The sequence below is a fragment of the Asaia prunellae JCM 25354 genome, assembly GCF_000613885.1.
Classification (GTDB): Bacteria; Pseudomonadota; Alphaproteobacteria; order Acetobacterales; family Acetobacteraceae; genus Asaia; species Asaia prunellae.
Map to the genome: position 1 here is coordinate 143,124 of NZ_BAJV01000005.1, position 15,465 is coordinate 158,588.

General features: G+C 56.6%; 11 protein-coding genes and 3 pseudogenes. 11 read left to right on the forward strand and 3 right to left on the reverse strand.

What is annotated here, in order from left to right; translation table 11 throughout:
* Position 1 precedes the first annotated feature (1 nt).
* Genes moaA through JCM25354_RS16985 form a run of 3 tightly spaced genes read right to left on the reverse strand, consistent with a single transcriptional unit; the run spans position 2 to position 2,227 of the window.
* Positions 2–1,039, reverse strand: coding sequence for a GTP 3',8-cyclase MoaA (gene moaA, locus JCM25354_RS05700; protein WP_025885304.1), 1,038 nt, complete (start codon positions 1,037–1,039; stop codon positions 2–4).
* The gene (locus JCM25354_RS21020) at positions 1,029–1,211 is read right to left on the reverse strand and encodes a hypothetical protein (protein WP_148301411.1); all 183 of its coding nucleotides are present in this window, start codon (positions 1,209–1,211) and stop codon (positions 1,029–1,031) included. The genes moaA and JCM25354_RS21020 overlap by 11 nt, the downstream gene beginning before the upstream one ends.
* The gene (locus JCM25354_RS16985) at positions 1,208–2,227 is read right to left on the reverse strand and encodes a molybdopterin molybdotransferase MoeA (protein ID WP_148301412.1); all 1,020 of its coding nucleotides are present in this window, start codon (positions 2,225–2,227) and stop codon (positions 1,208–1,210) included. The genes JCM25354_RS21020 and JCM25354_RS16985 overlap by 4 nt, the downstream gene beginning before the upstream one ends.
* Before the next feature lie 454 nt (positions 2,228–2,681).
* Between JCM25354_RS16985 and JCM25354_RS05710 the strand changes: the two genes are divergently transcribed.
* The 11 genes and pseudogenes from JCM25354_RS05710 (at position 2,682) to JCM25354_RS17005 (ending at position 15,463) form a co-directional block, all read left to right on the forward strand.
* On the forward strand, positions 2,682–3,803 hold the full coding sequence (locus tag JCM25354_RS05710) for an HlyD family secretion protein (RefSeq protein ID WP_025885305.1): 1,122 nt from the start codon (positions 2,682–2,684) through the stop codon (positions 3,801–3,803).
* The gene (locus JCM25354_RS05715; RefSeq protein WP_025885306.1) at positions 3,800–5,383 is read left to right on the forward strand and encodes a DHA2 family efflux MFS transporter permease subunit; all 1,584 of its coding nucleotides are present in this window, start codon (positions 3,800–3,802) and stop codon (positions 5,381–5,383) included. Before JCM25354_RS05710 ends, JCM25354_RS05715 begins: the two co-directional genes overlap by 4 nt.
* Positions 5,384–5,445: 62 nt before the next feature.
* A pseudogene (locus JCM25354_RS16990) lies at positions 5,446–6,998 on the forward strand (efflux transporter outer membrane subunit).
* A 95-nt stretch (positions 6,999–7,093) separates the two neighbouring features.
* Complete coding sequence (zwf, locus tag JCM25354_RS05725) at positions 7,094–8,596, forward strand: glucose-6-phosphate dehydrogenase (protein ID WP_025885307.1); 1,503 nt, start codon at positions 7,094–7,096, stop codon at positions 8,594–8,596.
* A gap of 103 nt (positions 8,597–8,699) precedes the next feature.
* Complete coding sequence (locus tag JCM25354_RS21620; protein ID WP_199899913.1) at positions 8,700–9,185, forward strand: trehalase-like domain-containing protein; 486 nt, start codon at positions 8,700–8,702, stop codon at positions 9,183–9,185.
* An 84-nt stretch (positions 9,186–9,269) separates the two neighbouring features.
* Positions 9,270–10,511: a glycoside hydrolase family 15 protein gene (locus JCM25354_RS16995; RefSeq protein ID WP_199899914.1), complete on the forward strand. Its 1,242-nt coding sequence runs from the start codon at positions 9,270–9,272 to the stop codon at positions 10,509–10,511.
* Between the two features lie 266 nt (positions 10,512–10,777).
* A complete protein-coding gene (locus tag JCM25354_RS05740; RefSeq protein ID WP_025885309.1) occupies positions 10,778–11,233 on the forward strand; it encodes an NADH-quinone oxidoreductase subunit A in 456 nt (151 codons plus the stop codon).
* 2 nt (positions 11,234–11,235) lie between these two features.
* Positions 11,236–11,877 (forward strand): NADH-quinone oxidoreductase subunit B, encoded by a 642-nt coding sequence (locus JCM25354_RS05745; protein ID WP_023979422.1) that lies wholly within the window; start codon positions 11,236–11,238, stop codon positions 11,875–11,877.
* 97 nt (positions 11,878–11,974) lie between these two features.
* Positions 11,975–13,653 (forward strand): annotated as a pseudogene (nuoC, locus tag JCM25354_RS17000) (NADH-quinone oxidoreductase subunit C/D); the annotation flags it as partial.
* Between the two features lie 105 nt (positions 13,654–13,758).
* On the forward strand, positions 13,759–14,148 hold the full coding sequence (gene nuoE / locus JCM25354_RS05755; RefSeq protein ID WP_243443931.1) for an NADH-quinone oxidoreductase subunit NuoE: 390 nt from the start codon (positions 13,759–13,761) through the stop codon (positions 14,146–14,148).
* Positions 14,148–15,463, forward strand: a pseudogene (locus JCM25354_RS17005) (complex I 51 kDa subunit family protein). Before nuoE ends, JCM25354_RS17005 begins: the two are co-directional and overlap by 1 nt.
* Positions 15,464–15,465 lie beyond the last annotated feature (2 nt).

The following is a 15,465-nucleotide window of genomic DNA, read 5'->3' on the forward strand; positions in this document are numbered from 1 at the left end:
TTCAGCCTCCGATATAATACATTTCAATCCGCTCGCCTGAATCTGGCTGCGGTTCCGGGTTGCGTATCTCACTATAGCGATCCGCGCGGCCTTGCCAGATCCGGCGAAGGAGAGCTTCAAGCGCCTCGTCGTCGGGTGAGGTGAGGGCAGGGCGCAGATCGGTGCCGGTAGTGGCAAAAAGGCAGGTATAGATCTGCCCGTCCGAGGAAAGACGCGCGCGGGAGCAATCGCCGCAGAACGGTGCCGTTACTGATGAGATGAATCCGATCTCGCCTCCGCCATCGGTAAACCGGTAACGCTGTGCCACTTCGCCACGATAGAGAGGAGCAAGGGGTTCGACCGGATAGAGAGCGTTGATCCGCTGCAGGATGATTGCAGAGGGCACAACAGCGCTCTGTCTCCAGTGGTTGCGCGTACCGACATCCATGAATTCGATAAAGCGTAGCGTGATGCCGGTATTCCGAAAACGTGAGACGAGGGGAAGAATATCCCCTTCATTCACGTCGCGCTGGATCATGGCGTTGATCTTTATTCCGCCGGGAAAACCACGTTTTGCAGCATTGTCGATTGCGGTCAGTACGGCCCCCAGCTTATCGCGCCCACCGCTCATGTGTTCAAAAACCACCGGATCAAGACTGTCGAGGCTGATCGTCAACCGGGAAAGACCGGCATCATGCAGGGTATTAAGATGGCGGTCGAGCAATACGCCATTCGTTGTGAGCGCAACGTCATCTATGCCAGGCAGTGCCGTGAGACGATGTATGAGCGCTGTGAGATCAGGTCGCAGCAGGGGCTCCCCACCGGTCAGACGCAGTTTGGTGACACCAAGTCGTGCCGAGATGCGGGCGACCCGCTCTATCGCGGAAAATTCGAGGCGTTGTCCGGACTCAAGAAAGGCAAAGTCATCGTGAAAGACTGATTGCGGCATGCAGTAGGGGCAGCGAAAATTGCAGCGATCCATCACGGAAATACGCAGATCGTGCCAGGGGCGTGCCAGAAGATCGCGTGGCTTTGGCGGTTCTGTCTTTTTACCATTCATAAAAAGGCACGACCGTATCGGGAGGGAGGGGCGTATCACCCGGACGGAGAGAAATTAGCCCGTTTGTCAGGCCGAGCCGGTTGAAGTCTCCCGAAGTTGGCATTGGATGCGGCGTGGCGAGAGTGACGCCCTGCCTGTCGTGAACGAGGCGTACCGGAATGAAGCGGGTCATGGTGGAGAGAGGTGAAAGGGGGGCAGCAAGCCTGACAGACAGGGAGAATGATCGAGACCCTGTGCCCGAAGAAGCGCAGGAATGACATGGCGGCTGCAGCAGGCAAGAGCCGAGACGGGATTGCCCGGGAGAGCAAAAACCGGCTGACCTTTGGCCGAGAGACCGAACCAGAAAGGTTTGCCGGGGCGTTGGGCCACTTTGTGGAAGAGGCATTTTACGCCTAGTGCTGCCAGAGCCTGCGGAACGAAGTCGAACTGTCCCATGGAAACTCCGCCGCTCAGAACCAGAACGTCATGCTGATGCAACAAGGTTGCAAGGCTATCACTCAGTACGGTCAGATCGTCAGGAACAACGTATAATGCCTGTCGCGTGAGGCCGGCACGCGCAAGCGAGGCGGAAAGAGCATATTCATTCGAACGACGGATCTGCCAGCTCTGCACTGGTGCATCAGGGGCGACCAGCTCGTCTCCGGTTGAGATGATGGCAATGGATGGAATGACGGAGACGAAAGGGTGCGCCACGCCATTGGCCGCCAGTATGGCCATTTCAGGAGGGGTCAGTCTTGTGCCGGCGTCAAGAAGAAGGGTGCCGGCGGCGCAGTCGGCTCCTTCGGGATGGATATGCTGGTTTCTCTTTGCTGTTCCGTTCGGCAACAGGGTGATGCTGTCGTCCCGGATGGTAAAATCCTCACGGGGGATGACCGTATCGGCGCCTTCAGGCAGGGCTGAGCCAGTCATCACAGCAATGGCGGCGGTATGATCGCTGCCCAGGGAAAGGGGAGGCTGGCCTGCTGGCTGGGTTCCTTCCAGTCTGTATCTGGTGACCCCAGCCTGCCAGCGGACAGCAATTCCGTCGAGGATCACGCGGTCATAGGGGGGCAGTGACCGCTCTGCCCTGACTGGTTGGGAGAGAATGCGTCCGGCTGCGTGCTCAAGGGAAATGGTCTCACCAGGAAAAGGCGTCAGGGCCTCGCTGATCAGTCTTTCTGCGGCTTCGACGGTCAGAAGATCACTCATGAACGGCCTTGAAAAATAGTGGAGCACTAGCGGATTAAAGAAATGGTGCTTATCGACGGGTATGCGGCATGTCAGTCTGACACAGGTGCTTCTCTGGCGTGACCTCTATTTTGCGCTTTCATTCCGGTAGGCAATTCTACTGGTCTGTCCAGAACCGGGTCAGGGAATTGTGGCTTTCCCGTAACAGCAGGGGAGATGGTTGGGGAGGAGCGGATTTTCGCGCAACCTGACTGATTGGAGCAGGTTGAAACCAGGGCTGTTTCCGCCGGGACGAAAGTCAGTGATCACAAGGCAGGACATTCTCTGAAACAGGCGATTGTAGGCCCCAAACAGCTATGCTAGTTCATGACCGAACCGAACGGTCATTTTTCAGACCAGGCTGTACAGAGCCGGGTTTACGGACCCAGAAACCACGTTGCACCTATTGAAAAGGGGCGACGCCGAGAGGATGCACATGGCGCAGGGCGACGAGCAGGATAATCGCGCATCACAGGGTGATGGCGAGCAGAAGAAAAAGCAGGATGACAAGAAGGGAGGCAAGAAAAGCAGCCCCCTGAAACGGATTATTCTGGTTCTGGTTGTCGTTGTCGTGGCGGTTGCCTGGTTGGGATATTGGTTGCTGACACGTAATCAGATCGAGACCGACGATGCCTATACGACCGGGCGCAAGCTGGCGGTTGCGCCACATGTGAACGGTTATGTGACGCAGCTGCTGGTGAATGATAACCAGTTTGTTCACGCTGGTCAGTTGCTGGTCAAGATTGACGACCGGGACTATCTCGCCTCGTTGCACAAGGCCGAGGCCAGTGTCGCGCAGGCCGAGGCCAATCTTGCCGCGGCCACGCAGATGGTCGCAGTCGCCAGGCAGAATTTCCCAGGACGCCTGATTGCGGCCAAGGGAGCGCTTGCCTCGGCTCAGGCTCAGCTTTTCAAGGCCGAAACTGATTACCGTCGTCAGCATAGTGTTTCTCGTGCTGCGACAACGCAGCAGGATATCGATTATTCGAAAGCTGCGCTTGATCAGGCCCACGCGGAAGTTCTGCGCGCAGAAGGTGAATTGCAGCAATCAACCCCAGTTCAGCCGAATATTGAAAACCAGGAAGCCACGATGAAGCAGCAGAACGCAGCTCTCAAGGCTGCCGAGGCTGATCTGGTACAGGCCCAGCTCAATCTTGGCTGGACGGAAGTACGTGCGCCGCATGATGGCTGGATTTCACAGCGCAATGTCGAGCAGGGTGATTTTGTCCAGACGGGGCAGAAGCTGTTTTCGATTGTGGAGCCGGAAGTCTGGGTGGTTGCGAACTACAAGGAAACGCAGATCAAGAAGATGCGTCCGGGCCAGAAGGTCGAAATCGAGGTTGATGCCTATCCGAACCTTGCATTGCATGGCCATGTGGATTCTATCCAGCTCGGAGCCGGTGCCGCTTTCAGTGCTTTCCCGCCGGAAAACGCGACAGGTAATTTCGTGAAGATCGTCCAGCGTGTGCCGGTCAAGATCCTGATCGATAGCGGTCTCGATCCCAATGTGCCGCTGCCGCTTGGTGTTTCTGTCGTGCCAACGGTGACTGTCCCATGAGCGACGCGTCCAGCGACGAGACCGACCACTCCAGCTGGAAGCCCAAAGCGAACCCCTGGCTGATTGCTGTGGTGGTGACGCTGGGCGCTTTCATGGAGGTGCTCGACACCACTATCATCAATGTTGCGCTTCCGCATATCTCGGGCGCGCTCGGCAGTTCCTATGACGATGCGACCTGGGCGCTTACTTCCTATCTGGTAGCGAACGGTATCGTGCTGACCATTTCTGCGTGGTTCGGCAAGTTGCTGGGACGCAAGCGATACTTCCTGATCTGTATTGCCATGTTTACCGTCTCGTCCTTCCTTTGCGGATTGTCGACGAGCCTTCCCATGCTGATCATTTTCCGTCTGATGCAGGGTTTTTTTGGTGGTGGTCTTCAGCCAAACCAGCAATCGATTATTCTCGACACCTTCCCGCCTGAAAAGCGTGGTGCCGCTTTCGGCCTTACGGCCATTGCGACCATCGTGGCCCCAATTCTCGGTCCGCTTCTCGGGGGGTATCTGGTCGATAATTATTCCTGGCGCTGGATTTTCTATGTCAACGTACCCTTTGGTATTCTGACACTCATTGGCGTCTCGGCTCTTGTGGAAGATCCGCCATGGGAAAAGCAGAAGCGTGAGAAGGTCGACGTCATCGGTATCTGTCTGATCTCGCTCGGTCTGGGCTGCCTCGAGATCATGGCCGATCGCGGTGAAGATGATGACTGGTTCGGGTCGCCCTTTATCATCACCATGGCTGCGTTGGGTGTGGCTGGTGTGGTCGGTGCGGTGATCTGGTTGCTCAAGGCCAAAAATCCGTTGCTGAATCTCGCAATCTTCAAGGATCGCAACTTCGCGGTCGGAACCTTCCTGATGGCAATGGTTGGCGGGTTGCTTTACGCCTCGGCAATCATTGTCCCGCAATTTGCGCAGCAGGTTCTGGGCTACACTGCGACGATTTCAGGTGAGGTTCTGGCACCGGGTGGCGCGGTAATCATCTGTCTGATTCCCATTGTCGGCAAGCTGATGGGGTTTGTGCAGGTACGCAATCTGATTGCCTTTGGTTTCTTCCTGATGGGGGTGGCCATGTTCTATTCGGCACAGCTCGTGCCGACGACGAGCTACGCCCATCTGGTTGAATATCGTATCCTGCAGACTTCGGCGCTGGCCTTTCTCTTCGTGCCGATTTCGACCATTGCCTATTCAACACTGCCGAAGGAGCTGAATTCGGATGCTTCGGCCATGTTCAGTATGTCGCGCAATTACATAGGCTCCTTGGCTATTTCTCTGGCAACTGCAGCGATTACCGAGACCAAGCAGGTGCGTCAGAGTCTCATGGCGCACTGGACTTCGGATTATCAGCCCAATGGACAGGATTATCTGAACACGGTGCATAAGGTTGCTGTGGACGCCGGTATGACCTCTTCGGCCGCCCAGCAATATGCAGTGCACAGCTATTATCAGAGCTTCATGCAGCAGGTCTCCATGGTGGCCTATAACCAGACCTTTATGGTGATCGGCATCATGGCATTCTGTGTTGTACCGTTCTGTTTCCTGCTGTCCCCGGTAGCCAAAAAGGGCCCGGCCGGAGGAGCCCATTAATGACGCATTTCTTGACCTTCTGGAGCCATGCCGTGAAGACAGGCCGTTCCCCGCGCGCGCTGATGCTGGGCGGCGCCTCGCTTGCCGTGGTTCTTTCCCTGCCGGGCTGTGTCGGGCCCAAATATCACAAGCCTGATCTGTGGTCACCAAGCCAGTACGATATGCATGCGCGCTCAAGACAGGCTGGTAGCCAGACAACGACGGACGCTCCTGATCCGAGCTGGTGGAAGATCTTCAATGATCCGACCCTGACTTCGCTCGAGACCAGACTCGCCTCACAGAATCTCGATATCCAGCGCGCCACTGCCCAGCTGGCCCAGAGCCGCGCCCAGCTGATGATGGCTGGTGCCGAGCGTTTTCCGGGACTTTCGGCCAGCGGATCGTATACCCGCTCGCAATACAGTACCAAATCGCTCCAGCGCATTCTTTCCGGCGTGGCCAAGAACAATGCAACGGCCCTTGGGCAGGAGCGTGCCACGCTGCTTGATCAGAGCGTCGGCGATGCAACCGTCCCGCTATTGAATCAGTGGAAATATTCGATCGACGCCCAGTACGAGGTTGATCTCTGGGGCCGTGTGGCCCGGCAATACGAAGCGGCCAAGGCGGATCTTCAGGCCACAGATGAAGAGCGTCGTGGTATTCTGATCGCCCAGCAGGCCGATATGGCCAATGACTACCTGACCCTGCGCGGGCTCCAGGAGCAGTTGCGTATCACAAGAGCCAATCGTGACACCCAGGCCCAGACGCTGTCATTGGCAGGGAGCGTCAGAAGACCGGTCTCGTGACCGAGCTCGACGTGACAAGTGCCGAGAGTCAGCTGGATTCGACCACGGCGCAAATTGCCCAGATCGAGCAGCGTGTCGAGCAGCAGATCAACGCCATCAGCCTGCTTCTGGGATCGCCTCCGGGAACGCTCAATGACGAGCTGACACGCACGGCCGGTATTCCGGTTGTGCCGCCGCGTGTGCCGGTTGGTGTGCCCTCTGAACTTGCCCAGCGTCGCCCCGATATTCGGCAGGCTGAGGCACAGCTTCATGCCGCTGTAGCCAATGTCGCCGAGGCAGAGGCCGAATTCTATCCCAAGATCACACTCAATGCCGATTTTGGCCTCCAGTCGCTCTCTTTCCGTGATCTCGGATTCTGGAATGCAAGGGCGTGGAACATTGGTCCGTCCATCTCGTTGCCGATCTTTCAGGGGGGACGTCTTCGCGGTCAGTTGATGCTCAATCGTTATGCCCAGAAGGCGGCAGCCATCACCTATCGTCAGACGGTGCTGACGGCCTGGCGTGACGTGGATAATGCCCTGATTGCCTATCGTGACGAGCAGCGTCGGCGTGACGGTCTGCAAGCTGCAGTGGATGCGGGTCAACGTGCCTTGCATCTGGCTCAGGAGCAGTATCGCAGCGGCCTGACAACTTATCTGAATGTTCTCTCAGCGCAGCGCGATCTGCTTTCGGCTCAGCTTCAACTCGCTGATAGTACGACGACTATCGCGAGCAATCTGGCCCATCTGTACAATGCGCTTGGCGGCGGCTGGGAGACACAATTTCCACAAGACAAACCGGAAGATTCGACAATCAGGCAGCTTGGTGGCGATAGTCCTCGTCATGCCTGATCACGTGATTGTTTGAATTTCCGGAAATAATAGGATGATCTATCCGGCCTGATAGGCTTTTCTTTCTTGCTCATCGAGCAAGAGGGAGGAGCATCATGTCGATCACCACTGACAAGCCTGGCAATGTTTTCGGAAAATCGGCTGAGCCACCGCCCTGCAAACTTGTCATTTTTGGCGCAGGCGGTGATCTGACCCGCCGTCTGCTTCTGCCCTCGCTTTATGATCTTGCTGTTGCTGGCTCGTTGCCTGCCGATTTTCAGATCATTGCTGTCGATCGTGCGGAGCAGACCGGCCAGGGCTGGGCTGCACGTCTTTTCTCTCTTGCCGAGCAGGATGCAAAAGATCCTTCTGCCGAGTTCTCCTGTCCTCATCTCGATCGCGCGGTCTGGGACAAGGTAACAGCCAATGCCCGTTATCTCTCGGGCGATTTCACGCAGGATGATGTCTATGCCACGCTGCAAAAGCTGCTGGGTGGGGACAATGTCATCTTCTATTTCGCCGTTGCGGCCCGGTTTTTTGCCGGTATCGCAGCATCGCTCGGAAAGAATGGCCTTCTCAGGGAAGATCGTGGTTACAGGCGCCTGATCATCGAGAAGCCTTTCGGTCATGACCTCGCCTCGGCGCGTGAGCTGGATGACGTTCTGCGCGCTCAGGCGCAGGAGAGCCAGATTTACCGGATCGATCATTTTCTGGGTAAGGAAGCCAATCAGGGCATCATGATCGCCCGTTTTTCAAATGTATTGTTCGAGCCCATCTGGCGGCGCGAATATATAGATCATGTGCAGATCACGGCTGCCGAAACGATCGGCGTCGAACAGCGTGGCGCGTTTTACGAACATACCGGCGCGTTGCGTGACATGGTGCCCAATCATCTTTTCGTATTGCTCAGTCTTATTGCCATGGAACCGCCTTCATCGCTTTCGGCAGAAGCAGTGCGTCAGGAGAAGACCCGTCTGTTGCAGGCCATACGCCCCATAGGCGAAGAGGATTATGTACGGGGACAATATGGTGCCGGAGAAATAGAAGGTGCGACAGTTCCTGCCTATCATGATGAGTCGGGCGTTGCGCCTGACAGCCAGACCGAAACCTTCGTCGCCATGAAGCTTTTCGTCGATAACTGGCGGTGGGGTGGTGTGCCTTTCTATCTTCGTACCGGCAAGCGCATGTCGGGCAGACGTACCGAAATCAATGTTGTCTTTAAAAAGCCACCTTATGCCCTGTTCAATCAGGATATGGACGATCCACGTAATGGCAATGTCATTCGCTTTCTGCTCGACCCGGTGCGCGGCGTGTCGATCAACTTCGACGCCAAGCAACCCGGTCTTGAAGAGGTAATTGCACCTGTGAGCAGCCGGTTTCTGTATGACGACTTCTTCCGGAAAGCTCCGAATGTCGGTTATGAGGCTCTGCTATATGATTGCATGAGTGGCAATCAGATGTTGTTCCAGAGCGCAGCGACCATAGAAGCGGCCTGGACGGCGATCGATGCGATCGTGAGACCGGGAGCCCCGGCCTTTTACCGGGCGGGTTCGGAAGGTCCGGATGAAGCAGCTTCCCTCCTTGCACGGGATGGGCGCAGCTGGTTGCCTGTCGGATGAGCGCCACAACAATACATTCCTCAAGAACTGGTAATCAGAACTATGACGCGCTGGTTTCCAGAAACAAGTCTCTCATACAGGGGCTGGGTCGAAAGAACTGATAATGAGTATGGCAATTGAAAATCATGCCGTGATCGGCGATTTGCGCACGACGGCTCTGGTGGCGCTTAATGGTTCGATTGATTTCATGTGCTGGCCACGGTTTGACTCTCCGAGTGTCTTTGCGTCTCTTCTGGAGCCAAGTGCAGGATTTTTCGAGCTGGCACCGGTTCTGGAAGGTGGACGTTTCAGGCAGTTCTATGTGCCGGATACGAATGTTCTTCTGACCCGCGTATTGTCGCCCGAAGGGGTAAGCGAAATCTCCGATTTCATGACACTGGCCCCGGAATATCCCGAGCAACGTGTCATCAGGCGCGTAAAGGCGATACGGGGTACTCTCAGCTTCCGGCTGCATTGTGCGCCACGCTTCGACTATGCCCGTGTAGGTCACAAGGCACGTGTTCTGAACGACAGGGTTATCCTGTTCGAACCCATGCGTGACGATCTGCCTACTGCGGATCAGCTCAACCATCCCGATGACTGTGGTTGATGGTGATGCCTGTGCCGAGTTTGTGTTGCAGCTCAATGAGACAGCAACATTCATGCTCGATAGTCTGACAACGGATCTGAATCTGTGCCTCGAGGATCACTGGACTTCGACTGCGTTCAAGCGACAGCCAATTACTGGATCGATTGGGTAGCCCGTGCCAGCTACCATGGGCGCTGGCATGATCAGATCACGCGGTCGACCCTGGCACTCAAACTTCTCACCTCGGCAGAGCATGGATCGATGGTGGCGGCTGCGACCTTTGGTCTGCCTGAAGACCCTGGAGGCGTGAGAAACTGGGATTATCGCTATTGCTGGATACGCGACTCGTCATTCATGGTCTATGCGTTCATGAAGACCGGGCATACCGAAGAGGCCACTGCTTTCATACGATGGCTGCATGAGCGTCGTCTCGAAGCGCGCCCAGGGGAGGCGCGCCTCAAGGTAATGTATGCGATTGATGGCAAGGCGTTTGTCCCCGAAACCGATCTCACCCATTTCAGGGGATTCAGAGACTCGCGTCCGGTGCGTATCGGCAATGGGGCGGAAGATCAGCTTCAGCTTGATATTATCGGCGAGATGATGGACGCGGTCTACCATGCTGATCGTCACTGCGAGCGGTTAAGCTGGAAGGCATGGGAAGCTGTTGCCGAGGGTATAGACTGGCTTTGTGTCAACTGGAATCAGCCGGATGAAAGTATATGGGAAGTAAGGGGCGGGAAAAAACATTTCCTGTTCTCACGCCTCATGTGCTGGGTTGCACTCGATCGTGCCATACGTCTTTCTGACGAACGTGGATTCCCGGCGCGGATCGCTATATGGATACGTGAACGCAATGCCATATACATGGATATACAGAATAATTTCTGGAATGAGGAACTGCAGTATTTTGTTCAGTACAAGGGCGGGACGGCCATCGATGCTTCCTGCCTGCTGATGCCGCTCATGGGGTTTATCGGTGACCATGACCCGAGATGGGCGTCAACCCTGCGCGCTGTCGGCGAGCAGCTGCTCGATGACAGTCATGTCTTCAGATATCGTGTTGCAGAAGGCGATAATGAAGATGGGCTGGAGGGGCGCGAAGGGACATTTACCATGTGCTCCTTCTGGTACATCGAGTGTCTCGCTCGTTCCGGCGATCTGCGGATGGCGCGCTTTCTGTTCGACAAGACGCTTTCCTATGCCAACCATGTCGGATTGTTTTCGGAAGAAATCGGGCCGGCCGGGGAGCATCTGGGCAACTTCCCGCAGGCCTTTACGCATCTGGCCCTTATCAGGGCAGGTCAGTATCTCAATCAGGTAATATATCCGGATAAACGACCTAGTTGAGAATCAGTATCAACTTATGTGCTAACAATCTCCGAAAGTTGGCACAGAAGTTGATAATTAATATCAACAAAAAGAGGACTATATCAATACCTGTTTGATCACGGCTCCGTGTATTCTCGTTCAGGTGATAGGCAGGGACTTGATGTGATGCTAGGCAGTGGCGCAGAAAAAACCTCTCGACCATTGGCTTTTTAGTTCATCCTGGGTGTTTGTCGTCTAGGAGGTGCTTAAGCCACTGGTCCCGTCGGGAATAGGTGGTTGCGCCAGTGTCTCAGTTTCTCGCAGATCATGCTTTAGCGATCTATGTGGCCTTTACGGTCGTTTTCCTCTGCATCGTGGTGGCGCTTTCTGCTGCTCTTGGGCCTCGTCGTGTGGGTGCCGCGCGCGGGCGCTCCATGAGCATCCCCTACGAGTCAGGAATTCTCTCCACAGGTTCGGCGCGTATCCGTCTTCCGGTACAGTACTATCTGCTGGCCGTGTTTTTCGTGATTTTCGACGTTGAGAGCGTGTTCATCTACTCATGGGCATCCGTTGTGGTCGAGGCTGGCTGGGCCGCCTTCATCACGGTCGTGACCTTTGTTGTCTTTCTGACCTTGGCTCTCATCTATCTCTGGCGCAGCGGCGCCCTCGAATGGGGTCCCGAGCACCGCCGCATGCCGGTCAAGGTGCCGCCCAATTCCCCTGTTGAACTTGTCAAAATCCCCACGCGCGAGGTCGTATAACGATGACTTGGACTCTTACCTCCGCCGTCGGCGAGCCTCGTCTGCAATCACCTGAAGAATTGCTGGCACATGAGGATGTGCGTCGTAATCTTGTGGTTGGTAAATTGCAGGACTTCATTTCCTGGGGGCAGAAGAACTCGGTCTGGCCATTCAATTTCGGTCTGTCCTGCTGTTACGTTGAAATGGCGACAGCTTTTACCAGTCGCTATGATATTGCCCGCTTCGGTTCCGAAGTGCTGCGTGCCACCCCGCGTGAAGCCGATCTGATCGTGATTGCCGGTACGGTATTTCGCAAGATGGCGCCTATCGTGAAGTATCTTTACGACCAGATGCTTGAGCCGCGCTGGGTCATTTCCATGGGATCCTGTGCCAATTCGGGCGGTATGTATGACATCTACAGTGTCGTTCAGGGCGTCGACAGCTTCCTTCCTGTTGATGTGTATGTGCCTGGTTGTCCCCCGCGCCCCGATGCATTGCTCGAAGGACTGATGCTGCTGCAGGACTCTATCGGCAAGCAGCGCCGTCCGCTCAGCTGGATGGTGGGTGATCAGGGTGTGACCAAGGTTACTCCGGCCAGTATGCGCGACCTCAAGCGTGAAGAACGTATGGCGGTCACCAAGCTGCGCACCCCGGACACGATCTGAGGAGCAGACAGCAATGAGCGAAGTTTTCGAAAAAACCCGTTCCGGCGTCATGGGTGCAGCTGTCGCTGCCTTCCCCCCGCATATGATCATCATGGAAGAGTCGACGCGCGATGGTGTGCCGACCTTCTGGGTATCGCGTGGACAGATCCGCGCCGTACTGCAGGCGGTGAAGTCAGGTGGCACGCTGCGTATGCTGCTCGATCTGACCTGCGTGGACGAGCGCCAGCGCATTCATCGCGATGGCCTGCCTGCGTCGGACTTCACGGTTGTCTATCATATCCAGTCGTTCAATGGCCCGATAGACGAAGTGCGCTTCAAGGTGCCGCTCTCGGTTGATGATCCGAATATTGGTACCATCTCCGATATCTGGCCGAATGCAAACTGGCTGGAGCGTGAAGCCTGGGATCTGTTCGGTGTCGTGTTCGAGGGGCATCCGCATCTCTCGCGCATTCTGACCCCGCCCACCTGGGTCGGTCATCCGCTGCGCAAGGATCACTACGCCCGCGCGACCGAACGCCCGCCTTATACCCTTTCAGAAGATCAGGTTTTCCACGAGCAGGAAGCCCTGAAATTCGACCCCGAATCCTGGGGCATGAAGCGTCATTCCGACAACAGTGACTTCATGTTCCTCAATCTCGGTCCGAACCATCCTTCGGTTCACGGCGTGTTCCGCGTCGTGCTGCAGCTTGAGGGTGAATTCATCGTCGATGCTGTGCCCGATATCGGCTTCCATCATCGCGGTGCCGAGAAAATGGCCGAGCGCCAGACCTGGCACAGCTACATCCCCTATACCGACCGTATCGATTATGTCGGCGGGGTGATGAACAACTTCCCTTATGTGATGGGTGTCGAGAAGCTGGCGGGTATCACCGTACCGCCGCGCGCGCAGCTTATTCGCATCATGCTGGCCGAGTTCTTCCGTATCTCCAGCCATCTCGTGTTCTACGGAACCATGGTGCAGGATCTGGGTCAGCTCTCGCCGGTCTTCTACATCTTCACCGACCGCGAGCGCGTTTCGAGATCATCGAAAAGATCTGCGGCTTCCGCATGCATCCGGCCTTCTTCCGCATCGGTGGCGTGGCGATGGATCTGCCGCAGGGCTGGGATGGCGAGGTTCGAGCCTTCCTCGATTATCTGCCCAAGCGTCTGGACGAGTACAACGAACTCGTCATGAAGAACCCGATTTTCAAGGCCCGTACCAAGGGCGTTGGCGTTTACAACACCGAAGAAGCGGTGGACTGGGGCGTAACCGGGCCGGGGCTGCGTGCCACGGGTCTGGAGTGGGATTATCGTCGCAAGGCACCCTATTCGGGCTATGACCAGATCGATTTCGACATCCCGACCGCCGTCAATGGCGATTGCTATGACCGCGCTGCGGTGCATATCGAAGAGATCCGCCAGAGCCTGCGTATCATCCGCTACTGTCTCGATAACATGCCGGGCGGGGCCTACAAGGCCGAGCATCCGCTGGCCATGCCGCCGCCGAAGCCACGTACGATGCATGACATCGAGACGCTCATCCATCACTTCGTGGGCGTCAGCTGGGGGCCGGTCATTCCGCAGGGCGAAGTGCGTTCCTGCATCGAGGCGACCAAGGGGCTGAACCAGTATTACCTCGTGAGCGATGGTGGCACGATGTCCTACCGGACGCGTATCCGCACCCCTTCGTTTATTCATCTGCAACAGCTTCCGATGCTGTCACGCGGCACCATGATTGCCGATCTGATCGCCATTATCGGAAGCATCGATTTTGTGATGGCCGATGTCGACCGCTGAACTTACGGCGCAGGACGCCGAACTCCCACAGGATCTCGTCGATACGTTCATCGACATGGCCGCTCACGAGCATCATCCCGTGGTGCTGCCATCGAAGCGCTGCGTCTGGTGCAGGAGCGTTTCGGCTGGATCAACGACGCGCATCTTGCTCATACGGCGCGGGTTCTGGGCATGTCCCAGGCCGATCTGGACGGGATTGCCACTTTTTTCAATCTTCTGTTCCGCAAGCCTGTCGGCAAGAACGTGGTCATGCTCTGTGACTCCGTTTCCTGCTACATCATGGGGGCTGAACAGACACGCGAACGCCTGTGCAAGAAGCTGGGCGTGAAAATGGGCGAAACGACGCCGGATGGTGAATTCACCGTACTGCCGATCGTCTGCCTTGGTCACTGCGATCACGCCCCGGCGATGCTGATCGGCAGGGATCTGTTTGGTCCCGTTCGTCCGGAAGACATTGACGGCATCATTGATGAAATTCGGGCGAGGAAGAAGTGATGACAGGTCTGAATCCCGAAAAGCAGCCGCTTCTGGCGCTTGTCAATCGCGAGACGCCGCTTGACCCGGCAGGTTATGACAAGAAGGGCGGCTGGCGCGGTCTGCGTCGTGCCCTGGGCATGAGCCCCGCCGAGATCATCACTGAAGTGACGGACTCCAAGCTGCGCGGTCGCGGCGGTGCCGGTTTCAGCACCGGCATGAAATGGAGCTTCGTCCCCAAGGAATCCTCGAAGGACCGACTCAAATATATCGTCGCCAATGGTGATGAAATGGAGCCAGGCACCTTCAAGGATCGTATCCTTGTCGAGGGCAACCCGCTTCAGCTTATCGAGGGCATGATTATCTCGGCCTATGCCATCCAGGCACGGCACGGAATCATCTTCCTGCGTGGTGAATATCATCTGGGTCTGGAGCGTCTTCAGCAGGCGGTCATCCAGCGCGTGAGGCCGGATTCCTGGGCGAGAACATTCTTGGTTCTGGCTTTGATTTTGATCTGCATGTCCATCCCTCCGCCGGTCGTTATATCTGCGGTGAAGAAACGGCTCTGATCACAGCGCTTGAAGGTCGTCGCGCCAATCCCCGCGCCAAGCCGCCTTTCCCGCAGATCGGTGGCCTGTGGGGCGCGCCGACGGTCGTGAACAACATCGAGACCTTCAGCAATATCCCGCATATTCTGGCCAATGGCACGGAATGGTACCTGGGCCTCAGCGCCTGTGTCGATGGCGGTACCAAGCTCTACGGTGTCAGCGGTCGCGCCAAGCGCCCCGGTGTGTTCGAACTGCCTCTGGGCACGTCGCTTGGTGTCATCCTCAATGAATGCGCAGGCGGCATGCAGGATGGTTACAAGCTCCGTGCATTCCTGCCCGGTGGCGCCTCAACAGCGTTTCTCGGTGCTGAACACGCCGATATCATCATGGACTACCCGACGCCGGAAAAGGCAGGCAGTCGCCTTGGCACAGGTCTGGCTATTCTGCTTGATGACAAGACCAGTCCGATCGGGATGATCCGCAATCTCGAGCATTTCTTTGCGCAGGAATCCTGCGGCTGGTGCACGCCCTGTCGTGACGGCCTGCCCTGGGTTGAGCGTCTTCTGATCGCCATTGAAGAAGGGCGTGGCACGCCGGAGGATATCGAACGCCTCCATGACGCTGCCCGTCTGATCGGCCCGATGGGGCGCACGTTCTGCGCTCATGCCCCCGGTGCGATCGCGCCTCTGGCCAGCGGTCTGAAGATGTTCGCCGAGGATTTCCAGCGAATGGTTAGCAAGTCCACCCCCGGTACCGTGGAAAGCGGTGCCGCAGGGCAGGCGGCGTAGGA